Source organism: Halobacillus litoralis (assembly GCF_009856355.1).
GTDB lineage: Bacteria > Bacillota > Bacilli > Bacillales > Halobacillaceae > Halobacillus > Halobacillus litoralis_B.
On sequence record NZ_WMEW01000011.1, the window covers coordinates 110,671 to 137,642 of the forward strand.

Consider the following 26,972-nt stretch of genomic DNA (forward strand, 5'->3'; position numbering starts at 1 on the left):
TATATGTATTGCATTATGTAACTTATATGTTACATTGATGAGGAAGGGATAGATAATTATGGAAAATAAAGTGAAGATCGCGCGTGTCACCCTCGGTTTAACCCAGCAGGAACTTGCAGAGAAGGTCGGTGTCACACGTCAGACAATCAGCTTGATTGAGAAAGGCCGTTACAACCCAACGTTGAAGCTGTGTCTGGAGATCTGCTATGCCGTTAACCAAACGCTGGATGAAGTATTCTGGCAGGAACGAAAGGAGTAAAAGAAATGGAAAAAATTAAAGATGAACGTCTGCAGTTGAAAAATTTAAAGAACATCAGGATTACTTTTATTGTCCAGACTTTAGGAATTCTCGGAATCCTGCTTTATGATCTGATTAACTATGGGATGGACGGGATGACGAACAATCCTGTCTGGTTTGTTTTCATTTTGACAGGAGTGATTAATGCCTACCTTTCCATGAGTATCAGTGTGGAGCATGAGAAAACAAAACGGTCCCCCGTGACACGGTTGTACATATCTCTCGGTGTAATCACATTGATTTCTCTTTTATTTGTTACTTTCACCGCCTTGACGAATGGGTACAACGTGATGGACGGTTTGTTGGTTGGAGGAATCGTTTTTGTCTGTTTGGTCCTCCCCGCTTTTTATATGTACGGCCTTCGGCAGAAAGAGCGCGACGAATAGTCTTTTCTTGTACGATTTTTCCAAAAAGGATTGAGGTTCCAGGGAGGTTTTGGAATAATAGGGCCGTAAAGGAGGATGGTCATGAAAGAATTAACGACCAACATGTCATTATTAATTGTAGGCGCCTGCATCTTGTCAGGAGCAATTATTCTTTCCAACGCTCTCACGCAGAGCTCCCAGGAGGCTGGTGAACAGGTTATAGTCCGCGAACAGCCTGAGGGTCCTCAGCTGTTGAGTTATTTGGAGCTTCAGGATTACCTGGGTCTTAGTGACGAGCAGATAGAAAAGGTTCTTCCGAAGAATGAGGGGGATGGTGTGAAGAGTCAGATCCCTTATGTGAAAATCGGCTACGAATACTATTTCCCTGTCAAAGCTGTCGACAAATGGCTGGCCGAAACAGAAGCCGCCACTTTTCGCTGATTGAGATTAAAGTCTTTCATCAGGAAACAAAATGGAGCGGAGGAAATCGATGAGAATACATAAAGAGCTGCCCGAAATGATCCATGATAAAAGTAAGGACATCAGCTTTTCCGGAGTGGTCTATGTAAAGGACAGGGAACAAGTGCTTTTGAAGAAGGCCTATGGTTACGCAGACAGAGCGGAGAAAAGGCTGAATACATACAACACCCGTTTCGGAACAGCCTCCGGAAGCAAACTGTTCACCGCTGTGGCTGTCTGCCGGCTTGTGGAACAAGGACAGCTGGAGTTTGATACACCACTGGCCGACTGTCTGGCGATAGAATTCCCTTATTTTAATAAGGATGTAACCATTCATCACCTGCTGACGCATACGTCCGGCCTGCCGGATTATTTTGATGAGGAAGTGATGGAGGATTACGAGGATTTATGGACGGATGTGCCTGTCTATAAAATCGAAACGCTCAAGGATTTCCTGCCCCTTTTTCAAAAGAAACCGATGAACGGCGGTCCTGGGGAGCGGTTCCACTACAACAATGCGGCCTATATTCTGCTTGGGTTGATCATCGAGCAGCAAACAGGAGAGGCGTATACCGATTATGTAAAGTCGGAGATTTTTGATCGCTGCGGGATGTATGACTCCGGGTATTTTTCTCTCGATCAGCTCCCGGTCAATACAGCGATCGGCTATATCGATGACAAGGAAAAGGGAACATGGCGGACGAATGTTTATTCGATTCCCAAACAAGGCGGGTCAGATGGCGGCGCGTTTTTATCAGCTCCGGATATGGCGAAGTTCTGGGAAGCTTTATTCCAATATGAACTGCTGAGCGAAGAGATGACCAGCAGGCTTCTGCAGCCTTATGTGCAAGTGAATGAGATGATTTATTACGGGTACGGAATTTGGTTGAACCAAAAAGACGAGCATATATACAAATACCACGTCATGGGCTGTGATCCCGGTGTCAGCTTCCGCTCCTCTTATTATCCGGATGCAGGCCTCATCACAGTGGTTCCTTCCAATCAGGAATCCGGACCGTTCGAAGTCACTGATGTCATCGAGGATTTCCTGCTGGGATGGAATAGCGGAAAGTAAAACCATGCTATAATACAGATACAGATCCTGTTAAAAGGAAGGTGTTGTGGAATGACCAAACATAAAATCTACAGCATGAGTTTCGCCAGTGTTTATCCTCACTACGTCGCAAAAGCTGAGAAAAAAGGACGCACCAAAGAGGAAGTCGATGAAATCATCCGCTGGCATACCGGGCTGTCCCAGGCACAGCTGGAGGAGCACTTGGAGGAAAAGACGGATTTTGAAACCTTTTTCGAGGAGGCACCCGCGCTGCACCCGTCCCGGAAGCTGATCAAAGGGGTCGTCTGCGGTGTCCGGGTGGAAGACATTGAAGAACCGATCATGCAGGAAATCCGCTATCTGGATAAGATGGTGGATGAACTGGCGAAAGGCAAGGCTATGGAAAAAATACTGCGCGGGTAACAGGCAGAAAGAGAGACATTGCTCTTATAGCAGAGCCGGTGTGTCTCTTTTTTATTTACTTTGGACTTTAACTCTTCGTTCCACAATAAATCCAACGATTAAGCCGATAACAATCGGTGATATTTCAATATCCAGATCGAAAAAGAACCCATTTTCCAGTGGTTCATTTAATTCGAATGAAAACCTGAAAAGAGATACATGAAATAGATCTCCAATCCAATATAATAGAGCCATTGTCCCAACTGATGTTAATAAAGGGAGCCATATTCTCCTCAAATAAACACCTCTTTCCATTATGGTTACATCGTGAAAGTAGATAATCCAAGGGTATCATAGGTTTCAGCACTTGGAAATAAATCCCTTTCAGCCGTCGTATCATTCATTCGTCACTCTATTCAAATACCTGAAAACAGGCCGGGTAATGATTGAAATCCTTCGCTGCCGCAATGACAGCCATCCTTACGCTTGCTTTCTGAGCCGTCCCAGTGAAGGGTAACGATTGTTCTCTGCTCGTCCGCGGAAAGGGAAGGGGCTTTCGCTCCTGGCGATAAGGAAGAAAAAAGCATTTGATCTGTCGGAATATTATGTGAAAAGTTGTATAGTAGAAATGGTGACGAGGGCTGAATGATGCACGCTAAGGAAGCATACGTACATACTCAAACACAAGCCCGAAGGCCGATGAATAGAAAAGGAGGTTTTACTGTTGAATTTTGACTACTACTGCCAGACTAAAATTGTGATGGGACCTGGACGTTCCAAGGAAGTACCGGGACTGCTGAAGGAGATGACAGAGCCGGGGGCCACCGTGATGGTCGTGAGCGATCCGGGTGTGAAAAAGGCTGGAATCGTAAAGCCTGTTTTAGATTCTCTTGAAGATGCGGGCTATCGTGTGGTGGATTTTGACCAGGTATCTCCGAATCCGCGCGATACCGAATGCCTGATGGGCGCGGAAGTGTTTCAAAAAGAAGAAGCTTCCGCTGTCCTTGCGATTGGCGGTGGAAGTCCCATTGATACGGCGAAAGCGGTAGCGCTTCTTGGACCGAACGGCGGCCGTCCCGAAGACTATGTAGAAGGGAGAAGGGCTTATACGAATGCAGCACCGATTCTCTGTATTCCAACCACAGCCGGCACCGGATCAGAAGTTACCCGCTCTTCGGTCATTACACTCGCGGACTCGCACCGGAAAATCACGCTGAAGCACGCGATGCTCCGTCCGATAACAGCCGTACTGGACCCGGAATTGACGTTGACGGTGCCAAAGGACGTAACGGCAGCAACAGGAGTCGATGCCCTTGTCCATGCTATCGAGGGATATTCGTGTAAGGTGACGAACCCTGTATCACAGGCGATGGGAGCAAGAGCGATGGAGGTCATTGTCGAGCATCTTCCTCAAGTGTTTGAACATGGAGCAGATCTTCAGGCACGGGCGAAAATGCAGGAGGGAAGCCTGCTTGCGGGTCTATGCTTTGGGTCAGCGGATGTAGCGGCTGTCCACTGCTTGGCGGAAGCGCTAGGCAGCCTCTATGATACCCCGCACGGCGTAGCGAATGCCATATTCCTTCCTCATGTCATGGAATTTAATGCGCAGGAAAACGTGCCGCTGCACGCGGAAATGGCCCGGCTTATGAAGATGGCAGAAGATAACGATCCGGATGAGGAAGCAGTAGAGAAATTCGTCCGTAAAATCGATGCGTTCACAAAACAGCTGGACATTCCTCTTTTGAGTGAAATACCTTCTGTTCAGGAAGAAGATTTCGAGCGGATGGCTGAACTTGCGGAACGCAACAACTCGACCCCGAGCAATGCCCGGACGATTACGAAAGAAGATTATCTGCAGATATTAACGACGGCCTTTCAATCTCCGATTCTTTGAGAATCAATGCATAGAAGGATAGAATGGGAGAGAAGGGAGTTGTTACCATGAATGAAGAACAGGTATTTCAACAAATTGCACTCGTTAGAAAAGCGACATTGAAAATGCTGGATGGAATTACGGAGGAACAGGCAGACCTCCAGCCGAAAGGATTTGCGAACAATATCCGGTGGAATCTTGGTCATATTGTTGCTGCTCAAAATGGGATGGTGGCTAAGTTTGCCGGTACACCGGTCGAAACACCTCCGCGCTTTTTCCAATTATTCGCTCCAGGAACGAAGCCGGCGGATTGGGAAGGTAACGTCCCCAGCCTTGATGAATTGAAAAAACACCTGGAAGAGCAGCCGGCACTCCTGCAGGAAGCTCTCACAGGAAAACTTGATGAAGAGGCAGCAGAAGAGTTTCTATCCATGAAAACCGTTGGTGAAATTCTGAATTTCACGTTGTATCACGAAGGGGTACATACGGGAACAATAAAAGCAATCAAGGCACAGACCGATCAAAAGTAAGAAGCAGACCGGCCGGATTTCCGGCCGGTTTTTGCCTAGGATGAGAGGTAGAAGTATGGATGATAACGTATTCGAATAAATAGTGGAAAAGGATATCGATTTTTTTTCGGGTATATCAATTATTTTTTGCGATATATCGATAAATCGCGTCACCCACCATAAAGAATTATAAGAAATCAGGTTAGCAGCTACCGTTCAAGGGAAGGAATTAGAAGAATTCCAATACTTAAGAACAGAATGGTGTGCCGCGTATGAGTTTCTTCTACTATATAAAAAAGTACTTCAAAATGAGCCGGCGTCAACGCAAGAGTGAGCTGAAATCCACGATCTGGTTTATGCCGTTCTGGTATATTCTCGGGGCTGTCGGATTATCGGCGTTCACCTTTTACCTCGATTATATCGTGGACGTCAGCTTGTACCTGCCGGCGCCCATCGGCTTCAGCGGACAGACGCTGCAGGTGCTGCTGAGTGCGCTCGTCGGAGGCGTTCTTACTTTGAGCGCGTTTACAATCAACTCGCTGCTTGTTGCCTTAACTACGTTCAGCGGGCAGTTTTCATCCAAAATGCTCGTCAACTTTGTCAGTGACCGGGCCACTCAACATGTGCTCGGCATTTTCAACGGAAGCTTCATTTATGTGCTGTTAAACTTCCTGTATGTGACGCATGAGGAAGAGGAGTACATCGCCGCAACGCCGGTTTTATCAATTCTGACGGCGATTATTGCCGCTGTCACCTTCATCTATTTTATCAACCATACGACGACATGGATGCAGGTGCACAATATCAGCTACAATATGAACGCCAAGTCCCAGTCTGTTCAGACCGCTTTGGAGAAGGAGCTGGCTCCTTTTCATCTCGACAAGGAAATCGAACCGACTTCACTTCCTGCTGATGATGAGGGGAAGGTGTTGACATCACATCAGTCCGGTTACCTTCAGGTGGCGGATTTTGCAAAGCTCGTCAAGACGGCCTCACGGGAGGATGCTCTCCTGCGGTTTAATGTAAGGATCGGTGAGTTTGTTGTGGAGGGGACCCCGCTTCTCACTTATTGGGAAAAGGGCTCCAAGATTCATCCGGAGCGTTATTTTAAGTCGATTGAAATTGGTGTAAAGCAGACAGAAATTCAGGACCTCGAATACGGGCTGATCAAGCTTGCAGAGGTAGCCATCAAAGCGCTCGGTCATAACGACCCGCTGACGGTGACGAATACCATCCATCAGATTACGGATCTCTTGAAGCGCATCGGTCAGTCCACCAATTTCTCTCCCTACCTTTTTGACCAGGAACAGCAGCTGCGGGTGATTTTGAATCAGAAGGATTTCCGTTATTATCTTCATAAAGGATTCGCGTCGATCCGGGAATACGCCAACCAAAATTCAACGATTATGACGGAACTGCTGACGATGATTTCCCTGCTCAGCAAAACGATGGACGAGGACGTTCACGAGGATCTGTGGGAATTCGCGCGTCAGACGATTCTTGGCTTCGATAATTACAGTCTCTATGAAAATGACTGCCTGTACATTATTGAACAGCTTTCCGAGCTTTCCAAGAATACAGGTCATCAGGAGGATTACCTGTTTCTACTCGAATATATGCTGCAGCGTGTCAGTTCAAAAAGTGCAGCAACGGTACCTCAGAAAGCAACCGGAGAGTATGAGCAGGAGCTTTCTTAACACGAAAAAGGCTTATCCGATTATGGATAAGCCTTTTTCGTGCTGCGGATCATCTGTCGTTTTGTAATACTTGGAATGCAGAGGGTTATCTATTTAAAAGGGAGACGGCCGGAAATCCAAAAGGACTCCCGGCGTGCCCAGGTCATGTAGAAAGGAAATAAGTTTGCGAATGATGTTGGTCTGAACAAATTAAGTACGGATTTCGCTCCATCGGAAAGTACTTCACTGTCGTTGGTTTTAACTCCATAAAGAGTAAAAGCTGCTCGTTAGAGGTGAAAGCCCCCAGATCACAGCAGACAGGTTTGTTATATTCGTTGTGAAAACTTATTCCAGTATACATTTCCCCCCTAAGGAATTGGAGTAATTCCATTTTAAATTCCCCCTCAGAACATGCATTCCCGTCACTGAGTCTCATAAACATTTTTGAGGAATAATTTTTAATTACTATCTTATGATATTTATTGGCTGTTTGTAGGAGCTATTATTTAAGGGGAATCGTGAGAGGCTTGACATCGCTCTGATTTAGGGTGTGTACAAAACTTTTAATGACCCGCATGAGAGAGGGGGACTGTAATGGAGACGGTTATTTTAGCTGTTGTTGTAACCATTCTTGTAGTCGCAGGATGGGGAGGAATCATGCTGAAAGATCTGCCTGTGAAGCTGAATGGACAGTGGATGTATGTGGCCGCTGCGGTATTGAGTGGAATTATTTTGATTTTAACCGCTCTCAATTTTTAGAACATTCATTGTTTTTGAGGAAAAGAATTCCAATTTATATTACAATGAAACCAGCTTATTTACATAGGAGGGTTTTTGGATGAGGGTGAAAACAACCCAATGGGATCTGGAATCTGTCCGCCCAGGTGGGCGGGAAGTGGCGCTGGAGGAACAGATGGAGCAAATCGTTCATCAGCTTGAAAGAAGAAAGAGCGAGTTGGAGAAAGGGAATGAAGATACGCTGATAGAGGAAGCTGTTGAAAACATTCTACATGTACAGGAACTTCAAACAAAGATATTCGAATTGGATGAATATATCATCTGCCGGCAGTCCACAAACGTTACAGATGCAAAATGGCGCGATATGGCCGGGCGGTGCAGCATTTTAAAATCTAAATTTAATACGATGATGGTTTCGTTCCGCTTGTTCCTGGCAAAGATTTCGATCACTCAATGGGAACAACTCGTAGAACATCCGGAGGTTCGATCCGCCCGATTTTATTTAAATGAAGAAAGAAGAAAAATGGAGGACCAGCTTTCTCCTGAGATGGAAGCACTTATTCATGACCTTGCTGTGGATGGGTTTGATGGGTGGGAAGATCATTACGAGCAGGAATTATCGAACCTGCGCGTAAGGGTGGAAGCGAACGGAGAAGCTCAGAGTATTCCTTTCAGCCAGGCTTTTGTACAAGCGGCCTTTTCTCACGATCGTCGTGTAAGGAAAGCTGTAGGTGAAGAAATCTTAAACACCTGTGAAGCGAATGCCGATCGGTTTGCTTCTATTTTCAATCACTTTGCTGGATTTCGAAACGAGCTTTACCGAATTCGTGACTGGTCTAATCCGTTGAAGGAAATGCTGGATCAAAACCGCATACGTGAAACGACCATCTCGAGTTTGATGAACACTCTGCATGAACATAAACACTTGCTGCATCAATTTTTCCAAAGAAAAGCTGAATTGAGTAAGGTCGATAAGCTGACATGGTATGACACGCAGGCGCCGACGTATACCTCAGAAACATCGCTCACCTATGACGAAGCGGCACAAATTATTATTCGTCAGTTCCACTCTTTCAGTGAAAAACTGGGGGTGTTTGCTGAACGCGCATTCGAACAGGGGTGGATTGATGCAGAGCCTTCTGAACATAAACGTCATGGTGCCTTTTGTGCATCACTTCCGGCGGCTGAAGAAAGCCGCGTACTTCTGTCGTTTACAGGCAGTTATCAGGATCTGGTCACGCTTGCCCACGAACTGGGGCATGCCTACCATAATTTAATCCTTCATGAACAGCCGGGTTTTGCCAGACAGATTGGTACAGGACTTGCAGAAACAGCTTCTACATTCCTTGAAAATCTTGTCCTTGATGCAGCAATTGAACATGCGGAAACAAAAAATGATCAGCTCTCTCTTTTGGAGATGAAAATTACTAATGGACTGAAGTATACCGCCTTTATCCCGGCAAAGTTTGAGTTTGAAAGAGCGTTTTATGAACGTCGGAAGCATGGGGCCCTTTCAGCTGATGAACTCGTTCAATTGAATACTGAAAAAGAAGAGGAGTGGTTCAAAGGCACCTTGGCGGATGTAAATGGATATACATGGATGACGATTCCACATTTCTATAGTACAGAAAAGGCCTATTATAACCTTCCGTACACGATAGGTTACTTGTTCAGTAACGGTCTATATTCGATGTACTTAAAGGAACGGGAGGGCTTTCCAATAATGTATGACCAACTGCTTGAGAATTCTGGAAAGCGTACGATGGAAGAACTGGGAAGGGAGTTTCTGAATGAGGATTTGACTGGATCAGACTTCTGGGAAGCTTCTTTAGAACCTTTAAAGGATGCAGTAGAAAAGTATATAAAACTTACAAAGTGACTTTTTAGAGTGAATGCCTCATAATTCCGTCGATCTCGTACATCTGCGGAGGATTGTCTATCGATAATTTCATTGATCTTTCTGGACTTATTGTGATGTCTAATCCTAAATTCCTTCATGAGGACCATGGATTAACCAGAGGAACAACAAATGACTGAAAAACGGAAGGCAGGGTACTATGACAAAAGCCATCATTTTTGATATGGACGGAACACTATTTCAAACGAATCAAGTCCTGGAAGCCTCTCTTGAAGATACTTTCCAGAAGTTGAGGAAAATCAACAAATGGGAAGGAGATGCCCCGCTGGCTGAATATCAGCAGATTATGGGGGTGCCTCTTCCAAAAGTGTGGGAGACACTGCTGCCTGAGTTTACTCCATACGAAAGAAACGAAGTGGACGCGCTCTTTTTAGACAGGCTCATCAGCCATATTCGAAACGGCAGAGGCGCCTTGTACCCCGGTGTGAAAGAGACGATGGGACAACTGACGAATCAGGGCTTTTCTGTATACATAGCCAGTAATGGCCTCAAACGTTACCTGCAGACGATTGTAGAATATTACCGTCTCAATAGCTGGGTAACGGAGACGTTCAGTATTGAACAGATCGATTCCCTTGATAAATCCAGTCTTGTACAGGAGATTATCCGAAAGTATCATATACAGGAAGGGGCAGTTGTCGGGGACAGACTGTCTGATATCCGGGCGGCCAAGGAAAATGGTCTTACAGCGGTGGGGTGCCGCTTTGATTTTGCGCAGGAGGAAGAACTCGCGCAGGCGGATCATGTCATCGAAGACCTGCGTGAATTGAAGAACGTCATACCGTTACTGGAAGGAACAACCTATCCATAACAACTTGTAAGCGTAAGGGCTGTACATACATGTGTAGTGCAGCCTATTGATTTCGGAGAGGGGCCCGGGTGCGAGGGGCGGTCGGGATGGTATTGATCAGCGCTTCGAATGCTGTTGCCATGGTTGTCTTTATTGTGGCGGCATCTGCCTGATCGTCATAACAAAAAAGATCGTTCTTAAGGAACGATCTTTTTTTTCTGAGCTCTCCCGAGAGAATGATGGAACTGAGAAGAGAGGGTGTGACAAAAACACCCATAACTTATAGAATTTAGGTAGATGTATAACAAAGGAAGAGGGATTCATCATGAAAACCAATGAAAATAAGACATGGAAAAGGAAGCTGGGTTATGCAGGCTTTGTACTGGCTGCCTTCGGTCTATCCTACTTCCTCGCTTGTTCGCTCAGCTATACGCCCCTCGGTTATGATGCTGTCGGATTTAAGATGGTTAATGAGGATTTCACAGCGGTCACGGTTGAGAAAAACAATGCATTCGGAATGACAGAGGAAACCGTGATGTATGATCCACCTGAAGAAGATCAATGGAAAGCCAACATGCTCGTCGATCAGCTCAATGACCAGTCCATTCACTACTGGCTGTTTTTCACTTCCATCTTCGCAGCGTTGTACTGGGTTGCCGTTGATGTGAAAAAAGGGGAGAGCGTTCGGAAAACCATTCTATACAGTTCCTTTGGGGTTGTGTTGACGGGTCTTTCTTTAATGGATCAGCTGTATGATATTAAAGACATCCTGTCATGAATGGGAGAGAGGAAGAGAGACGGTGTACGGGTGGCTGACAGGGATATCGATTCTTTTACTTGCTTTCATGCTGTATCTTAATCGCAGGACATTGTTTACAGACGTGGAAAATGTGAAGGTGCTGATCATGATTTTTGTTTTCCTTCCTCTTTTACTCGTTTTTATCGCAGGGGCTGTGTTTTTATAAGAAAACAGAAGGGTGGAAACGGGATGTATCGGTTCAAGAAGACGATTTCGGATGAGAAAGAGCTCCGGGGTCTTGTTGGAGCTCCAAGTGATCTCGTTCGCAACAAGGTGATTAACAGTCTGGATGACGGCTGTATGGATTTTATCTCTAAATCTCCGTTTCTCGTGCTTACGACTTCAGGTGAAAAAGGGCAGCCGGACGCCTCTCCGAGAGGGGACCACCCAGGCTTTGTCCACATCCTCAACGAAAAACAGCTGGTTATACCGGAAAGGCCGGGAAATAAACGGGTGGATTCCCTGCGTAATATTATTGCCAATCCACGTGCAGGTCTGCTTTTTTTCATTCCGGGACTTGGAGAAACGCTCCGTATTAAAGGTCGTGCGGAGATCATACAGGATCCGGATGTGCTGAAGAAAATGGCAGTCAAAAATCGTCTGCCTGAGCTCGGCATTGCTGTGGAGGTGGAGGAGTGTTTTATTCACTGTGCCAAAGCCTTCATCCGCTCGAAGCTCTGGCAGCCGGAAGCATGGATCGCAGAAGGGAAACATCCGAATGCCGCCCGGATGCTTTTTACACATGCCAAGCTCCCTGGTTCCACGATGGACTCCATTCAGGACCGTCTGGATGAGAGTTATCATAACAGACTGTATTAGTTGGAGGTGGGCTTGGGATGGATGTGATTATGAACATCTTAATTGGCGTCGGCCTTGTTTATTTTGTTTTCTTTCTTATCGCTTTCATTTCCGCAGTGAAAAAGTAAAGGGTATTTATAATAGGCGGAGTTAAGTTTTAGGGTTGCTTACCTTTGGAAAATAACTCTCCTATCATTGGAGTTTATAATGGTTATTCAGGGGCTGCTGGTGTACAGATATCTATAGGAGTTAAATTTCGCAGAAACAAAAGGGGAATTGGGATGAACAAAAAGACTATTTTGATTTCAGCTATCATTTTCGCAGCTGTGACCTTAATCTTAAACAATGTCCTGCAGACGGCTGTTGGGGGATTTTTGATGACTTTAAGTTTTTCAGCATTTGTAGTGCTGATTACTGGGGCTGTTTACTACATTAGTAAGTTCTACATTAATCAAATTCATTACAACCAAAAGAACCGGGAAAACATTAAATAATTTCGTCAACTATCCATATAAACCTTAAAGCCTTATAAAAAAGAAAAGCCGTCCAGTAACTGGAACGGCTTTTTTTTGGATTCAATCTTGAGCCTGTTTAAAGGATAGCAGAGTGATGGTCACCAGGATAATAACCATTCCGGCACCTTGGATGAGCGATAAACTGTCACTGAGAATAAGGACGCCGAAAATGGAGGCCGTGACCGGTTCCACCATAGCAACAATGGAAGCTGTAGTTGGAGCTGTCCGTTTAATCCCGAATACATAGAGGACGAAGGAAATGCCTGCACCAATCAATCCGAGTACGATGAACAGAGGCAGGTCCTCTGATGTAAGAACGGAAGCCGCTTCCTGAATATCCATATAGAAAAACAACAGGATGCTGAAAACGATGAAGGAAATCGTCAGAGTCGTTGGTGCGCTTCCTTCTGCGGCTGCTTTTTTGAAGGCGAAAATGAACAGAGCGTAGGACAGGCCTGAGCCCAGTCCAGTGAGCGCTCCGGTCAGATTGACGGATGCCCCGCTGCTGCTATAGGCTCCGGTAAGCAGTACGATCCCGATCAATACGGAAACGATACAGCCCCATTTCAGCCAGGAAGACCGTTCGATCCCTAAAAAGAAAGAAGCAAGCATCACAAACACAGGTGCGGTGTACATGAGGGTCGCCGCTACCGCAATACTGGATGATTCTATACTAAGAAAATAAAGTGTGAAGTTCCCGGCGACGCCGACACCAGCCAGAGCTGCCCATAAAACGAGCGAATACGTGCGCGGCATATGCTGGCGGGGCTTGATGATAAACCAAATGAAAACACAGACGAGACCGACGGCTCCCCTGTAAAAGGAAATGACGCCCGGGCTCCATCCTTTATCCATTAAAATGTCCGCCACACCACCAGTCATCCCCCATAAGACAGCGGCGGTCAAAATAAATGTGACACCGATATATTTCATATGCTTCCTCCTCTATTTACCAGATCTATTTAGGGCATATTCCATCAGGAAACCCTTATTAAACGTAGAATCATCAACAACTATAACAATCGGTATAATGGAGTAGGGACTTTGGGGGATAAAGATATTCTGAGATAACATATTGTGTTGAATTTTCAGATTTTGCAAGACGTTCAATACCTGTAACGATTTCTTTCCATGGAGGGAGAGGGTTTCTGCGACATAAAGGAGTCCTTATCGGTCCGGCGTAGATAGGGACTTTTATGAAACGAGAAGAGTTCGGCTCCCTTGTAAACAGGCAAAGAGACGACTTGGATAAAAATGGAGCGTATACATTGCAGAAATGACGCCCTTGCTGTACATTTGTGCCAAGGTGGTGGAGAATAGATGGATGTGAAACAGCGTTGTGCGGAGAAGGCACTGGAATACATAACCGAAGGCAGCATCATTGGGCTTGGTGGAGGAAGTACGATCAAGCACCTGATTACGCTGCTGAAAGAAAATAAGATGTATGTAAAAGTAGTGACGCCGTCATGGGAGACGAAGCAGACCTGTAATGACGCCGGTCTGGAGGTTGTTTCCATCACAGATGTTACGAAAATCGATACGGCTTTTGACGGATGTGATCAGGTCGACCAGCAGCTTCATGCTTTGAAAAGCGGCGGAGGCATTCATACGAGGGAGAAGCTGGTCGCTGGACTTTCAGAAGAATATATCCTCCTTGTTGATGAGACAAAGGTTGTCCCGGTATTAACCTATGACCATCCGGTGGTGTTGGAAGTGCTGCCGCAGGCCCTACGTTTCGTTACCCAGCAGGTGGAATCGTTTCCTGTCCGCTCCTCTCATGTTCGTCACAGTAGTGAACAGGATGGGCCGGTACGCACAGAAAACGGGAACCTTTTACTAGACGTTTTCATGAAAGCGGGGCAGGACAGTGCTGATCTGGAACGCCGGTTCAAAGGTGTGAACGGCGTGGTTGATTCCTCGTTGTTTACATCTGTCGTTACCAAGGTACTGGTAGCTGGAGAAACAGGAGTACAGGAAATGAATAAAGGAGGAGATGTAAGATGAGACAAGTGAATTGGGGAATTGTAGGGCCCGGCGGGATTGCCGGAAGCTTTGCCAAAGCGATCCAGGAGGTGAATGGAAGCGTATACGCGGTATGGGGCCGCAACCCTGAGAAGACTCAAGCCTTTGCTGATGAATACCAAGTCGAGCACGTCTATGAAGAAACCGCACAGCTGCTTCAGGATGACAACGTGGATGTGGTATATATAGCTACCCCGCACAGCATTCATTACCGTTATATTATGGACGCACTAAAGCACGGCAAGCACGTCTTCTGTGAAAAAGCGATTACGATGAACGGCGAGCAGCTACAGGAAATTATTGATTTTGCAGAAGCTGAAAACCTCATCGTTGCTGAAGCGATGACGCTGTACCATATGCCTTTGTATCAGAAGCTTGCTGACCTGATTCAAGCAGGGAAAATCGGGAAGGTGAACATGGTCAACGTGACATTTGGAAGCTGTAAGGAGGATGATCCATCCAACCGCTTCATCAACCCGGATCTGGCCGGCGGCGGAATGCTGGATATCGGCACCTATGCGCTGTCGTTTGTCCGTTTCTTCCTGTCCAGCCAGCCGACAGAGCTTCATACGACCGTGAAAAAATATCAGACGGGCGTCGATGAACAGTCCGGCATCGTCATGAAGAATGATGATGACGAAATGGCCGTCGTCTCCCTTGCGATGCGTGCGAAGATGCCGAAGCGCGGGATTATCGCTGGTGATGAAGGCTTCATTACCGTGGATGATTTCCCGAGAGCCGAAAAAGCGACCATCACCTATACAGCAGATGGCTCCGTTGAAACGATCGAGGCCGGTGATACGAAGCAGGCCCTGCAGTATGAGGTCGAGGCCATGAACCGTTTGATACTGGAAAAAGGGGACAACTGGACCCTTCCGCTTTCCCGCCAGGTGATGGCGTTAATGGATGAAGCCCGCCAGCAGTGGGAGTTAACGTACGACTTTGAATAAAGGAAAAAGGCAGCGCTCCACGTGGAGCGCTGCCTTTTTATGATCAGTACGCGTCAAACAAATCCTGCTGATCCGGAATGTTTTCGAGGTAGGTGATTTCCCCATTTTCATTGAGCATCGCCTTGTCGATGCCGGTCTGGGTGTAGACTTTGCCGGAAGCGAGTTTTCCGCAGACGGCCCATCTCGTTATATATAAATCCGTCCCCTCGTGCTTTCTCCAGCCTTCATACATATGCTTCAAATCCACGTTGTTTTCGTAAATGCTGCGGACGAAGGCTTTCCAGTTCTCCAAGCCTTCCTTACGGTCACCGTTCAGAACGAAAACGATATCTTCACTGAACAGCTGGTGAAGCTCTTCTTCCGCTTGTTCACTCGTTCTTGAGCGGTCGAATAAGTCGAAATACAAATCCAAATTTTTCATGGTGTCTCTCCTTCAGTAGATCAATGGGATACGCGTTTAAACATATAGAAAAAGAACCCCCTTTGTCAAAAAGCCGGCCTGCTTTTCCGCTTTTTCCTCCGGGTCTCTGTGGTAAAATGTACGGTATATGGTTCACAAAGGGGACGTACGTATGATTTCATTTCTATTAACATTGAAGCGGCTGTTGACCGCCTTGTTCCGGAGTATGAAGGAGCCGGTCTTCCGCTCGCTGCTGACGACACTTGCATTCATTCTGCTGTCCGGTACGTTGTTTTACAAAGGGGTGGAGGACTGGACGTATCTGGACGCCTTTTATTATGCCTTCAGCAGTCTGATCCCAACCAGCGGAAACACCGGCCTTGTCCCGCAGGAGGATTTGAGTAAATGGTTTACGATGATCTACCTGTTTGTCGGCATGGGTGTGATGGCGATGGTGTTAATTAAAGTGGGATTGGCGGTAGCGGATTTTGAGAAGCACGATGAAAATCAAACCCAGCGCAGAAAGACATTATAAAATTTTTGTTGACCGGACAACCGTCTCTGCTTACAATAGAAAACAATATCTTTAAACACAACTTCAGAACGACTCGTATAACGTTGGAAATAAGGTCCAAAAGTCTCTACCAAACTACCGTAAATAGTTTGACTACGAGGAAGAAATGAGAGGGGAGCGTCTAACTATGGACAGGTTCCCGTTTATTCATTACTCCTTAACGTCAAACTCCAGGTCTGTTTCCTGGAGTTTTTTTATATCGATGACCAGCCGGCGGTACGTGCTTATCTCGTTCAAAGAAAGGGGCAGGAGCATGGATCAACACAAAGAGCAGTTACGTAAGCGTATAGAGGTGGCAGCTGGGAAACGACCGGCTGACATGATTATAAAGAATGGGCAGGTGATCGACGTCTTTAACCAGCGGGTGGTGGAGAAGGACATCGCCATCGTGGATGGTCTCATCGTCGGGCTTGGAAGCTATGATTCGGCCGAAGAGATGGTGGATGCCGCTGGAATGTACATCGCGCCCGGCTTCATCGACGGACACGTCCATATTGAATCGTCCATGGTCAGGCCGAGTGAGTTTGCCAAAGTTGCACTTTCCCGTGGCGTGACGTCTGTGGTGACAGATCCTCATGAAATCGCCAACGTCTGCGGAAAGGCAGGCATCCAGTTCATGATGGATGATGCCGCAGACAGCCTGCTGGATGTTTATTTTATGCTGCCGTCCTGTGTGCCCGCTGCAAGCCTTGAACAGAACGGAGCGCACCTTATGGCTGATGACCTCGAAGGTTTCTATCACAATAAACAGGTGCTCGGTCTCGCTGAAGTCATGGACTTCCCTGCGGTGGAAGCCGGTTCAGATGACATGATGGACAAGGTGCTTGCCGCATTCTATTATAATGTACCGATTGACGGTCATGGTGCAGGGTTTGATGAGAGGGCCCTGAACATATATAAAGCCGCCGGTATTACGACGGATCATGAATGCAATACAGGCGAAGAAGCCCTGGAGCGGATTGAACGGGGCATGCATGTCCTCATCCGGCAGGGATCGGCCTCCAAGGATCTCGCATCTATTGTTCCTGTGGTAACCGATCGTAATGCGCACAGGTTCCTATTCTGCACCGATGATAAAGGTTTGGACGAATTAATGGAGGAAGGCAGCATCGATGATAACGTCCGGTTGAGCATTGAACATGGGATCGACCCGGTGCAGGCGATTCAAATGGCGACCATCAATGCAGCGGAATGCTACGGCCTGAAACAGAAGGGAGCCGTGGCTCCCGGGTATGAAGCAGACCTTGTTTTCTTTGATGATTTAGAGAACATAAAGGTTCAAACGGTCTATAAATCAGGAGTAAAGGTGGCGGGGGAAGGGGCCTATGCCGGTGATTCTCGTGAAGCTGATTCTGTCGTTCCAGCGGTCTGCGACACCGTTCATATTCCTGAAATGCAGGAAGGCTCCCTTGATATCCCTGTCTATCACCAGCAGGGCACAGTTATCGAAGTCGTCCCCAACCGGCTGCTGACACATAAGCGCAGGGAAGAGGTGGAAGTGGAGAATGGGCTGTTTGTTCCGTCGCCTGCACGTGATCAAAGCAAACTCGTCGTTGTTGAGCGTCATCAGAACACGGGGGATACAGGTCTCGGAATTGTGAAAGGGCTGAAAATGAACAATGGGGCCATCGCATCGACCGTCGCTCACGACTCTCATAACCTGGTGGCGGCAGGAACGAGTGACAAGGATATCCTGACTGCGGTCCATCATCTCCACGACATGGGCGGAGGTCTCGCTGTCGTTCAAAACGGGAAGGTTCTGGCTTCCGTGGAGCTTGAAATCGCCGGACTGATGTCCAAGCAGGACGCACCAGCGCTTTATGACGGATTGAAAAAAATCGATGCAGCGTTGGAACGCGTATTAAAGAATGATGTCGATATCAATCCGTTTTTGACCTTATCCTTCTTAACCCTCCCCGTCATACCGGAGTTGAAGCTGACAACGAAAGGGTTGTTTGATACGATCCAGCAGAAGCACATCCCTGTCAGTTCATCCTGAACACGAAAAGCTGAAGCAGCACGTGTCTTCAGCTTTTTTCTTTTTTGCAGGGAAGATATTGAGGAATGTGGGGGATTCTGAAATAATTGTCATACCCTGGTCTTTGATGCTAAAAGCCGCATCATTTTCTCTGAAATAAACCTCACAAAAAGAAAGGGTTCTGGAAACATGAAGGGATGGAGCATAACGGCCTTTCTCGCTTTACTCCTTTTATGCAGCTGTTCCAATCAGGAACGCTACATTTATGAAGGGGATAGTGAACATTGGCACGGAGAACTGGAAGTGAATGTGACGGAGAAGGAAACGACGAAAGACTTTGCCTTGCTATTCAACGGAGATGTGGAGGAACTGGAGGAAGCTGGTTATGTAGAATACGAGTATGAAATGAACACGTCTACAGGAAACGGAGAAATCACCCTCAAACATACACCGGAAAATGGGACATTTACGCACCATTCCGGCAGTAACTCTACCATGTTCAACAGCGATCAGACCATCCGAGTGACCGTCGAATGGGGAGAAAACAAAGAAGAATTCGTATTGAAAAAATGACGGCTGAACCTTTGTTCTTCAGCTGAAAAAACAGGTTTATCTATGGATTTCGAAGTGAATCATTTACAAATCCATCTTTTTCTATTCGCTTTTAATAAAAGAGTCTGTTAGAAAAGGTGGATGACATTTTGGTTGGAGATGGGAGGAAAAACTATGAAAAACACCCTGTACATTATTATTGGATCTCTTTTATTTGCGCTGGCGGTGACGCAGCTGGCGATGCCGAACTCCATCGCTGAGGGCGGTATTGTCGGTGCTTCTCTTTTGATTTACTACGGCACCGGAATCTCCCCCGGGATTACGACACCGATCATATTCGTCGCCCTTCTCGGTGTCGGCATAAGGTATCTTCCGAAGCCGATGGTAATCAAAACCGTTTTTAATGTGGCCTTATTTTCCTTTTTACTATGGTTTTTCGAACACATCTGGGCGTATCCGATTGAAGATGCGCTGCTTGCTGCCATTTTTGCCGGGGTTATTACCGGAATCGGTTTCGGCTTCATTTATCAGGCCGGCAGTTCGGTCGGAGGAACCTCTATTATCGCCCGGATGCTCAATCATCAGCTCGGGTGGGATTTGACCGGAGTGACGTTCGCGCTTGATGCGATGGTCGTTGTTGCAGGTATCTTTATCATCGGTCCCATCTCCACGATGTACACGCTGATCACCTTGTACGTCGGAAAGATCGTGACAGACTTCGTGCTCGGAGGGTTTGACTCGAAGAAAGCGATCAATATCATTTCCCCTAAGACCGAGGAAATTTCTCAGCGGATTACGACGGAGCTCGCTTCCAGTGCGACGCTGTTCTACGGAACAGGGGAATATTCCAAGCAGGAGCGCCGGGTCCTGTACATCATCGTTCATACCCACCGTCTTCTCAAGCTGAAGCGGGTCGTCAAAGAAACCGATCCTGACGCCTTCATTGTCGTACACAACGTGAAGGACGTCTCGGGCGGATTCATTTCATAGGTGCGTAAAAAGGCAGTTATTCGTTGTGAATAACCGCCTTTTTTATTGCTGTAGTATTTATCAGCTGGTCCTTCGCTTGGATTTTTACAATTTCAATATTCCCTGCGTATTGAACTTTCACGGATTCAAGGGAAATGGTTACTTCTACTATATAACTCCCCGGGGAATCAGGGATTTCAAATTCACCTGATTCAAGTTGTAGTCTCCTCTCTTCATGAGCTTTTCAAAGGGAAGCCTTGCATTCATCAAGTTGAAAATCCTGATGCCTCAAAATGAACTTGAATCTTCTATCTTTCATACTTTCTCCAACCAGGAAGGGAATTTTTGGTTCTTTGTCGAAGGGGGAGGGATTAGAGTGAAAGAAAGGGGAGAGTACGATGGTAAACAAAGAAGCATGGAAAAAAGACCGGATCCAGTCGGCAGCCAACGGCACCAATCCGATGGTCATCGCAAAGATGAAAAGTGGATATGCAGCCATCGGGGACACGCAGTTTCTTCCGGGGTATTGTGTGCTTCTGCCTTTTCATCCATATCGGTCGCTCGAAGATATGCCGGTCAGCGAGCGTAAGGACTATCTGTTTGATATGAGTCTGATCGGGGACGCTGTCCAGGATGTATGTGAACCGAGACGTCTGAACTATTCCATTTACGGCAATTCCGACCCTTTTCTGCACGCTCACATTTTCCCGCGTTATGACTGGGAGCCGGAAGAACGAATGGCGTATCCGGTCTGGCAGTATCCGGAGGTTAAATGGAAGAGTGAAAGATACCAATATACGGATGAATGGCATGGGAAAATGCGGGAACGAATCGGCAGGAAAATCGTAGAATTAATGGAAGAAGCCTATTTGTCACAAAACATCCAGAAATAAGGAGAGGGTTGTTATCGATTTCGCTCTATTATTTGGTGTGCTGCTGACTTTGTTTCCGCTCATAACGATTCGGAAGGTAAAAGAGGAAACTACATTTCAGCGGATCATTCACATCGGTTGCCTGTGCACCGGCATCGTTTTGTTATTCGGTTTTATTATTCAGTTTCAAGAATTTATCGGAAAATATTAAGAGGAGGCTCCAATTTGATTGTCATTGTTTTAGCATTCATCGCTCTAGTACTTATTGTTATTGCACGTAATCTTCAGTTTATCGGGAAACAGCTGGAAAAGTTAGCGGAAAGTAATCGTCATGATGGATAAGGAGAAGTTCCATATTCAAGAAATCACTCCGGAAGAGACCTATCTGCTGCGCCATCAAATACTGCGGCCGCATCAGTCTTTTGCTGCGTGTCAGTACGATACCGATCATGATGCCGATACGTTTCATTTGGGGGCGTTCACGAAGGAGAAATTGATCGGTACAGCATCCTTTTATCATGAACCCACACTTGTAATCGGCGGCGCTCATTCCTATCGATTAAGGGCTATGGCAGTACTGCAGGAGTACCGGGGGAGGAGTGCAGGGCGTGCACTGATTTTAGACGGGCAGAAGCGAATCAAAAACGCCGGTGGAGATCTTCTGTGGTGCAAAGGGCGTACGTCTGTCCAGCCCTTTTATGAAAAACTCGGATTTTCCCCTTATGGAGATGTGTTCGATTACCCGCCCATAGGCCCGCATATTATTCTTTACAAAAAACTGTTCAAGGAGGAAGAAGCATGTCTGAACAAAATGTTTTAGCCGAAGAGGAAATGAATGCGTTCCTTACTGTACTGCAGAAGCGTTTTGAGAAACATACGGAACGACATCCGGATATTCAGTGGGGGGATGTGGAAAGAAAGCTGAACGCTCACCCTGAAAAAACGGCTGTGCTTTATCGTATGGAAGAAACCGGAGGCGAGCCGGATGTAGTGCTTTACGAGGAAGAGGCAGATGATTTCATCTTTTATGATTGTGTGAAGGAAAGTCCAAAAGGCAGGAGAAGCGTCTGCTATGACCGGGAGGCACTGGAGGCGAGGAAGAAATACAAACCGGAAACCTCCGCGGTGGATCTGGCCGGAGAAATCGGCATCACCATTCTTACGGAACAGGAATATCATTTTCTTCAGGAAACAGGAGATTATGATAAGAAAACATCCAGCTGGGTAAAAACGCCGGACGATATCCGCTCCAAAGGCGGGGCCCTTTTCTGCGATCGCCGTTACGGGCGTGTATTCACCTATCATAATGGGGCGGAATCCTACTATGCCGCCCGTGGGTTCAGAGGTTCACTCCGACTGTAAAAGAAGAAAGGCGATTTGATGAAATACGCCGTATCCGTAACTGATACAACCCATATACAATCCCATGAAAAAAGCGGGAAGCTGATTTTGGAAGAGCTCGAAAGGTTCTATGAACACCCCCGTTCGATTTCCCCGTATGAATCCCCGCTGGGCATCGTGTTTCACAATGTTGCGTCCGCCACAGGACTTTATTCCACCCCAACGTATACGTCCAGGGATCTGATTCATGTACATCCTGTGGTGGAGACGTGGAAGGAGCTGTATAGACTCAGTGCAGCAGGAGTACCGGAAGCAGAGGAGTATTACAACAGCCTGACCGTAAAAGATGTGGCTGTGATTGCCGATCACGAACTCACTCACCAGGCTGATGTCTTTCATTCAGAATTTGAAACGTGGGATGACGAGGATGCCGGAGATATGTGGTATGAATCATGATGCTGACAACGGTGATTAATATTTGCGCTTACTTATATACATAAGAAAAATAGGGAAGATGCGGCCATATTCTCTTTCATTAACTGTTTCTTAGAAGACGTAGGAGAGAGGGGTATTATCGTGGAATCGAGTCTTTCAGTATAGGGCAGGTTTCTATAAGACTCAGTTTCGAGATAGTTAGCTTTTGAAACTTAATTCAAACAAAATCGTACCTGTACTATGAGTTTTAAATCCAAATTTTGTCTTTGTCCTGGAGGGTTATTTATGGTTGGAATTAATGTAAGAGAAAAAGACGGATATGTTATTATTTCGTGGCATTTTAGTAAAGTGGAAATACATAAGACTGACATTATAGAAGTTATTGATGATGATACTTATGGTGGCGAAGAGAAAACTGCAGTAAGAATGGGGTATCCATATGCCACGACCGAAAGACTTTTTATAAGGACAAATAATCAGAATTATATTCTTTTCACCAACAACACATCAATAAAAGGGAAAATTGAAAGTATGATGAACACATAATTTTATTGGAAGTGAAGGCAGCAAATGCCTTGACTTCGAGTCTTCAATATAAGGGGGCGATTCTGCAATAAAAGGATTAACATTAACCACAACTAACTATAGCTTTACTTTATTCCCTGCACTGAATTATTAGTAGCGGGGATTTTAAAAAACTAATATGTGTCATTGAAACATATATATCACTGATATAGCATATAGCTATGGATACAAAAAATGACAAATGGCACACTCAGTTAAGAAAAGGAACTTTTGAATTAGCTATTCTATTGCTTCTGAAGAATGATTCCATGTACGGGTATCAAACAACGAAAAAAATGCAAGATGACAGTAGTTTTCCAATAGCAGACGGATCAATTTACCCTATTCTGAGAAGGATGAGTGCAAACAAATGGATTGATTCATTTAAAGAAGAATACGAAGGAAGGAACAGAAAATATTATTATTTAACAGATTTAGGAAAGGAGATTTTAGAAGCTCGGTGGAAGGAGTTTCTAAGTGTCTATACGTTTTTAAATAACTTGAAATCTGGAGGGAGAGAAGGAAATGAGTAAAAGGTATACCGTGGAGGATTACCTAAGTCAGTTGGAACATAAATTAAGAGATTTGCCAGCAAATGAAAGACGTACTCATCTTAATGAAATTAGAGATCACCTCATGGAATTGGTCGCAGAAGAAGGAAAAACAGAGCATCAAATTGTTGACTCATTTATTTCTCCTGAACAACTCAGTAAAGACATTCTCCTGGAAGAACAAACTTCCAAACAAAAAACAGAATTTGAATTACCAGATTATTGGTTTGGGGTTACAGTTGTTTCAGTAGTAGCTCCTTTTGGTGCATTAGCTCTGCCACTTATAATGGAGCACATAGACATTGGTTTGTATTTACCGTTCTTATTACAATTCATAGTAGGGACTATTGTATTGTTTGGTTTTTATAAAACCAGACTCGCAAACAAAAGAGGAGATACTCTTCGGAAAATAGGCAGAGTCATGATTCCGGTGTTAGCAATCCCATTTGCATTTTTTTCTATAAATATAATGCAGACAGGAAATTTGAGTACGTTTAAAATTGCTTACCTTGCTTGTTACTTATTTACTTGGATATTGACTTATTTTTCTGTGCGAAACTTATACCTTAGAAATATTAAGGTAGTAATAGTTTAGAGTAGGAATCGAGTTATAAATGCGGTTTATATAAAACATCTCGAAATCAAGTCTTATAAAAACGGGGGCAATTCATCAATAGTGGTTCGCTTCCTTTTAAATAAGTGATTGAAAGTATTCAAGTGACTAAGCAGAATAAGTAGAGAAGTTAAATCCTTACTACAAAAGAGGTGGTGCTTTGGAAAAATCAGGTGATAAACAACACAAAGAAGGTGCATTTCCTGGATTAATAGCTATATTTTTGATATTAGTAATTGCTTTTAGTGATTTGCCGAATTATTATACAGGGATTGCACTAATAACTGTATATCTCGTAAACTTTCTTTGGAGTATTTCTAAGAAGGAGAATAGAGAAAATAAATCGTATAAAGAGTCCCTAAAAACACTCCTATATGTGATTTTTATAGTATTAATAATTTCCTTAATAAGAATTATTGTTGGAATTTCTTACTAACAAGATAAGATGAAAAAATAATTCAATAAGGATCGTTAGTAAACTAACAGGTTCTTAGTTTGGGAAGGATAAAGATATCTCGAAATCAAGTCTTCCTGTAATGGGGGCGTTAGTTTAATAATTACTTTTGTATATTGTACTGACGGAGAAGTAATGTCGATAAAAAATGATTATTGTTACTCAAAGTAGGTTGTATATTTTGTTGTTGAAGGTAGTAAAACACCTTATTGGTGGTAACTTAGGAGGGGAAGGTATGAAGCATATTTTGCAATTTACAATGGGGTAGTTGGGGTATTTTCTAGTAGGATTCATGGCTTTAAGGGCTATGTTAATACAAGATGACAATGTGGGATTTGCTACCTCAATCGTTGGATTACTTTTACTTGTGAACTATATAGCATATTTAGAGAAAAACCATGGAACACCTAAATATAGTGGTTATATAAAGTTAATTCTAATTGTAGTGTTTATAGCATCAGGGTTTACCATATTAAACTAATCGGAGCGATAGTTGTAGATCAACTCCAAAGTATCTCGGTTTCGAGTCTTACATAAACGGGGGCGCGCGACAAGTTCTGCTATAAACGCATTTTAGCGTGAAAAGCAGGAAGTTTATTTAACTAAATTTTAACTGTACAACGGAGGATGGGAATGAAGGATCCATGTTTCCCGAAACCATCCCGTCAACACTCCTGCATGCGTTAAGACGGACAGGTCTTAGGGTGTGAAGCACAGGTAGATTGGGCAGAACGAAGGCTGAAGCCATAAAGGTATGCCGACGGATATGCCTCACGGCTGAAAAAACTAGATAGGATGAGAATTGTTCTTTGAGATAGGAACTGACGAACTTCCGAAGGTAAGGGTCTAGAGTTTAGAATGTAAGGAAACTTACGTGTCATCTTACGATGACGTGAGTGGTGTGGAGTAAAACTGCCCCCTCTGAAAGACGCTATACCGAACGATGGCGGTATCGAGCTCACAGGCTTATAGGAAGCATCTACGTCTAGTATGGATAGCTACGTTGTATGGTACTTGGAAAGCAAGGGACGTTGAATCAAGGGCTGTCACCCGAAACGGTTGCTATAAAGGTATGCTGAAAAGCATTTGTCCTTGTGAGGGTAGGGGAATGACTGATGAAATTTCTGTAATGGAAGTGGAGGAATAGCCCCAAGTCTAGAGTATGAAATGATTATTTTCCTTACGTGAATGGCACCGATCGGGTAGGAACGTGGGAACATCGCTCCAAAGGAGGGATGCCACAGTGTCAACGCTGCGAAACTGGGATTATTATAATATGACGGAAACCTTTACGGATCTTCATGAAAAAGCGAGTCAGGGAAGTACGTTTTCACATCTATATGAAACCATCATATCGAGAGAAAACATCCTGCTCGCTTTTCGCATGATCAAAACCAATAAAGGTGCCAAAACACCAGGAACCGATGGGAAGACCATCGATGACATGAAAGAGCTCTCAGAAAATGATCTGGTAAATGAAGCCCGAAGTAAACTTCAAAACTATTGCCCGAAGAAAGTTCGAAGAGAATGGATTGAAAAAGAGAACGGAAAATGGAGACCTCTTGGGATTCCATGCATCTTGGATCGTGTGATCCAACAATGTTTCAAGCAAGTTCTCGAACCGATTGTAGAATCGCAATTCTTCAAACATAGCTACGGTTTCAGACCTTTACGGTCTGCTCATCATGCTATGGCAAGGATACAATCTTTGATTAATCGCGGTCAACTTCATTACGTCGTTGATGTAGATATTAAGAGTTTCTTTGATAACGTAAATCATCGTCTATTAAAGAAGCAACTCTGGAATATCGGTATTCAAGACCGTAAGGTACTGGCTTGTATTTCTAAAATGGTAAAGTCAGAAATTGATGGAGAAGGAGTGCCTGAGAAGGGTTCACCACAAGGTGGAATCTTATCTCCCCTTCTTTCTAATGTCGTCTTAAATGATCTAGACCAATGGGTTGCAGACCAGTGGGAAGTCTTTCCCTTGTCGAAATCCTACAGTTCGGATGATGCAAGAAGGCGAGCAAGAAAACAAACGAATTTGAAACAAGGATATCTGATCCGGTATGCAGATGACTTTAAAATTCTATGTCGGGATGGAAAGACAGCGCAAAGGTGGTACCATGCGGTACGTCTATACCTCAAAGAGCGTTTAAAGCTGGACATCTCACCAGAGAAATCTCAAATTGTAAACTTAAGAAAACGAGAATCGGAGTTCTTAGGGTTCACCATTCGTGCGAATAAAAAGGGTGAGAAACGAGTGGCCCATACTAGGGTCATTTCTTCAAAAAGAAAGAAAATGAAGCAGGAAGCGAAAAAGCTCATTCGAAGAATGAAAGCTTCGCCTTCTGCTGAGAATATTCATCGTTACATTAGCTTTGTTTTAGGACTTCACCAATATTTTAAACGAGCGACCCATGTAAATCTTGTGTTCTCACGTCTTGCTTACGATCTTAGACCATTTTTAGTGAACCGCCTTCGACCGGTAGGAACGCTAAAA

At 45.0% G+C, this 26,972-nt stretch carries 32 protein-coding genes and 1 riboswitch; of the genes, 30 read left to right on the forward strand and 2 right to left on the reverse strand.

Going from position 1 to position 26,972, the window contains the following annotated elements:
- Positions 1 to 58: 58 nt before the first annotated feature.
- The 15 genes from GLV97_RS15310 to GLV97_RS15380 all read left to right on the forward strand — a co-directional run bounded on the left by GLV97_RS15310 (position 59) and on the right by GLV97_RS15380 (position 12,173).
- Entirely contained in the window at positions 59 to 259 is a 201-nt protein-coding gene (locus GLV97_RS15310) for a helix-turn-helix transcriptional regulator (RefSeq protein WP_160842238.1), read from the forward strand.
- 5 nt (positions 260 to 264) lie between these two features.
- Positions 265 to 684: a hypothetical protein gene (locus GLV97_RS15315; RefSeq protein WP_160890028.1), complete on the forward strand. Its 420-nt coding sequence runs from the start codon at positions 265 to 267 to the stop codon at positions 682 to 684.
- An 81-nt stretch (positions 685 to 765) separates the two neighbouring features.
- Positions 766 to 1,104: a hypothetical protein gene (locus GLV97_RS15320; protein WP_160835193.1), complete on the forward strand. Its 339-nt coding sequence runs from the start codon at positions 766 to 768 to the stop codon at positions 1,102 to 1,104.
- Between the two features lie 49 nt (positions 1,105 to 1,153).
- Complete coding sequence (locus GLV97_RS15325) at positions 1,154 to 2,197, forward strand: serine hydrolase domain-containing protein (RefSeq protein ID WP_160890029.1); 1,044 nt, start codon at positions 1,154 to 1,156, stop codon at positions 2,195 to 2,197.
- A 51-nt stretch (positions 2,198 to 2,248) separates the two neighbouring features.
- Positions 2,249 to 2,599, forward strand: a complete 351-nt coding sequence (locus tag GLV97_RS15330) for a DUF2200 domain-containing protein (protein ID WP_160835195.1) — start codon at positions 2,249 to 2,251, stop codon at positions 2,597 to 2,599.
- A gap of 700 nt (positions 2,600 to 3,299) precedes the next feature.
- On the forward strand, positions 3,300 to 4,472 hold the full coding sequence (locus GLV97_RS15335) for an iron-containing alcohol dehydrogenase (protein WP_160890049.1): 1,173 nt from the start codon (positions 3,300 to 3,302) through the stop codon (positions 4,470 to 4,472).
- A 47-nt stretch (positions 4,473 to 4,519) separates the two neighbouring features.
- The gene (locus GLV97_RS15340; protein ID WP_160842233.1) at positions 4,520 to 4,981 is read left to right on the forward strand and encodes a DinB family protein; all 462 of its coding nucleotides are present in this window, start codon (positions 4,520 to 4,522) and stop codon (positions 4,979 to 4,981) included.
- Between the two features lie 251 nt (positions 4,982 to 5,232).
- Positions 5,233 to 6,657 carry a DUF2254 domain-containing protein gene (locus GLV97_RS15345; RefSeq protein ID WP_160890030.1) on the forward strand — a complete coding sequence of 475 codons (1,425 nt, stop codon included), beginning with the start codon at positions 5,233 to 5,235 and terminating at the stop codon, positions 6,655 to 6,657.
- A gap of 573 nt (positions 6,658 to 7,230) precedes the next feature.
- Positions 7,231 to 7,395, forward strand: a complete 165-nt coding sequence (locus GLV97_RS15350; protein WP_160890031.1) for a hypothetical protein — start codon at positions 7,231 to 7,233, stop codon at positions 7,393 to 7,395.
- Between the two features lie 79 nt (positions 7,396 to 7,474).
- A complete protein-coding gene (locus GLV97_RS15355) occupies positions 7,475 to 9,253 on the forward strand; it encodes a M3 family oligoendopeptidase (RefSeq protein WP_160890032.1) in 1,779 nt (592 codons plus the stop codon).
- Positions 9,254 to 9,431: 178 nt separating this feature from the next.
- A complete protein-coding gene (locus GLV97_RS15360) occupies positions 9,432 to 10,103 on the forward strand; it encodes an HAD hydrolase-like protein (protein WP_160890033.1) in 672 nt (223 codons plus the stop codon).
- A gap of 304 nt (positions 10,104 to 10,407) precedes the next feature.
- Positions 10,408 to 10,860, forward strand: a complete 453-nt coding sequence (locus GLV97_RS15365) for a hypothetical protein (RefSeq protein WP_160890034.1) — start codon at positions 10,408 to 10,410, stop codon at positions 10,858 to 10,860.
- 22 nt (positions 10,861 to 10,882) lie between these two features.
- Positions 10,883 to 11,047 (forward strand): hypothetical protein, encoded by a 165-nt coding sequence (locus tag GLV97_RS15370; protein ID WP_160835204.1) that lies wholly within the window; start codon positions 10,883 to 10,885, stop codon positions 11,045 to 11,047.
- Between the two features lie 23 nt (positions 11,048 to 11,070).
- Positions 11,071 to 11,700: a pyridoxamine 5'-phosphate oxidase family protein gene (locus GLV97_RS15375; protein WP_160890035.1), complete on the forward strand. Its 630-nt coding sequence runs from the start codon at positions 11,071 to 11,073 to the stop codon at positions 11,698 to 11,700.
- Between the two features lie 152 nt (positions 11,701 to 11,852).
- A complete protein-coding gene (locus GLV97_RS15380; protein ID WP_160890036.1) occupies positions 11,853 to 12,173 on the forward strand; it encodes a hypothetical protein in 321 nt (106 codons plus the stop codon).
- An 81-nt stretch (positions 12,174 to 12,254) separates the two neighbouring features.
- Here GLV97_RS15380 and GLV97_RS15385 read toward each other — a convergent pair whose 3' ends face one another.
- Positions 12,255 to 13,127, reverse strand: coding sequence for a DMT family transporter (locus GLV97_RS15385; protein WP_160890037.1), 873 nt, complete (start codon positions 13,125 to 13,127; stop codon positions 12,255 to 12,257).
- A 387-nt stretch (positions 13,128 to 13,514) separates the two neighbouring features.
- Here GLV97_RS15385 and rpiA point away from each other — a divergent pair, with 387 nt between their 5' ends.
- Both rpiA and GLV97_RS15395 read left to right on the forward strand, forming a co-directional pair.
- Positions 13,515 to 14,198 (forward strand): ribose 5-phosphate isomerase A, encoded by a 684-nt coding sequence (rpiA, locus tag GLV97_RS15390; protein ID WP_160890038.1) that lies wholly within the window; start codon positions 13,515 to 13,517, stop codon positions 14,196 to 14,198.
- Entirely contained in the window at positions 14,195 to 15,166 is a 972-nt protein-coding gene (locus GLV97_RS15395; protein WP_160890039.1) for a Gfo/Idh/MocA family protein, read from the forward strand. Before rpiA ends, GLV97_RS15395 begins: the two co-directional genes overlap by 4 nt.
- Positions 15,167 to 15,209: 43 nt before the next feature.
- Here the strand turns inward: GLV97_RS15395 and GLV97_RS15400 are convergent, their stop codons facing one another.
- On the reverse strand, positions 15,210 to 15,587 hold the full coding sequence (locus tag GLV97_RS15400) for a nuclear transport factor 2 family protein (RefSeq protein WP_160835210.1): 378 nt from the start codon (positions 15,585 to 15,587) through the stop codon (positions 15,210 to 15,212).
- A 151-nt stretch (positions 15,588 to 15,738) separates the two neighbouring features.
- On the opposite strand from GLV97_RS15400, the gene GLV97_RS15405 reads away from it, so the two are divergent.
- From GLV97_RS15405 to ltrA, 13 genes are all read left to right on the forward strand, one after another.
- Positions 15,739 to 16,101, forward strand: coding sequence for a potassium channel family protein (locus GLV97_RS15405; RefSeq protein ID WP_160835211.1), 363 nt, complete (start codon positions 15,739 to 15,741; stop codon positions 16,099 to 16,101).
- 53 nt (positions 16,102 to 16,154) lie between these two features.
- Positions 16,155 to 16,256, forward strand: a riboswitch (purine riboswitch).
- 137 nt (positions 16,257 to 16,393) lie between these two features.
- Complete coding sequence (gene ade, locus GLV97_RS15410; RefSeq protein ID WP_160890040.1) at positions 16,394 to 18,139, forward strand: adenine deaminase; 1,746 nt, start codon at positions 16,394 to 16,396, stop codon at positions 18,137 to 18,139.
- A gap of 168 nt (positions 18,140 to 18,307) precedes the next feature.
- Complete coding sequence (locus GLV97_RS15415; RefSeq protein ID WP_160835213.1) at positions 18,308 to 18,691, forward strand: hypothetical protein; 384 nt, start codon at positions 18,308 to 18,310, stop codon at positions 18,689 to 18,691.
- 153 nt (positions 18,692 to 18,844) lie between these two features.
- Positions 18,845 to 19,660 (forward strand): YitT family protein, encoded by an 816-nt coding sequence (locus GLV97_RS15420; RefSeq protein ID WP_160890041.1) that lies wholly within the window; start codon positions 18,845 to 18,847, stop codon positions 19,658 to 19,660.
- Positions 19,661 to 20,037: 377 nt separating this feature from the next.
- On the forward strand, positions 20,038 to 20,532 hold the full coding sequence (locus GLV97_RS15425) for an HIT family protein (protein ID WP_160835215.1): 495 nt from the start codon (positions 20,038 to 20,040) through the stop codon (positions 20,530 to 20,532).
- A 310-nt stretch (positions 20,533 to 20,842) separates the two neighbouring features.
- On the forward strand, positions 20,843 to 21,331 hold the full coding sequence (locus tag GLV97_RS15430; protein WP_237418635.1) for a GNAT family N-acetyltransferase: 489 nt from the start codon (positions 20,843 to 20,845) through the stop codon (positions 21,329 to 21,331).
- Positions 21,310 to 21,873 carry a DUF4256 domain-containing protein gene (locus GLV97_RS15435; RefSeq protein WP_160890042.1) on the forward strand — a complete coding sequence of 188 codons (564 nt, stop codon included), beginning with the start codon at positions 21,310 to 21,312 and terminating at the stop codon, positions 21,871 to 21,873. Before GLV97_RS15430 ends, GLV97_RS15435 begins: the two co-directional genes overlap by 22 nt.
- A gap of 15 nt (positions 21,874 to 21,888) precedes the next feature.
- Positions 21,889 to 22,308: a hypothetical protein gene (locus GLV97_RS15440; protein ID WP_160890043.1), complete on the forward strand. Its 420-nt coding sequence runs from the start codon at positions 21,889 to 21,891 to the stop codon at positions 22,306 to 22,308.
- Positions 22,309 to 22,572: 264 nt separating this feature from the next.
- Positions 22,573 to 22,833 (forward strand): hypothetical protein, encoded by a 261-nt coding sequence (locus tag GLV97_RS15445; RefSeq protein WP_160842218.1) that lies wholly within the window; start codon positions 22,573 to 22,575, stop codon positions 22,831 to 22,833.
- A gap of 200 nt (positions 22,834 to 23,033) precedes the next feature.
- On the forward strand, positions 23,034 to 23,384 hold the full coding sequence (locus GLV97_RS15450; RefSeq protein ID WP_160890044.1) for a PadR family transcriptional regulator: 351 nt from the start codon (positions 23,034 to 23,036) through the stop codon (positions 23,382 to 23,384).
- Entirely contained in the window at positions 23,377 to 23,997 is a 621-nt protein-coding gene (locus GLV97_RS15455) for an HAAS signaling domain-containing protein (RefSeq protein WP_160842216.1), read from the forward strand. The genes GLV97_RS15450 and GLV97_RS15455 overlap by 8 nt, the downstream gene beginning before the upstream one ends.
- A gap of 178 nt (positions 23,998 to 24,175) precedes the next feature.
- A complete protein-coding gene (locus GLV97_RS15460) occupies positions 24,176 to 24,451 on the forward strand; it encodes a hypothetical protein (protein ID WP_160842215.1) in 276 nt (91 codons plus the stop codon).
- A 1,261-nt stretch (positions 24,452 to 25,712) separates the two neighbouring features.
- The coding region (gene ltrA, locus GLV97_RS15465; protein WP_160890045.1) for a group II intron reverse transcriptase/maturase at positions 25,713 to 26,972 on the forward strand (1,260 nt) is incomplete at its 3' end.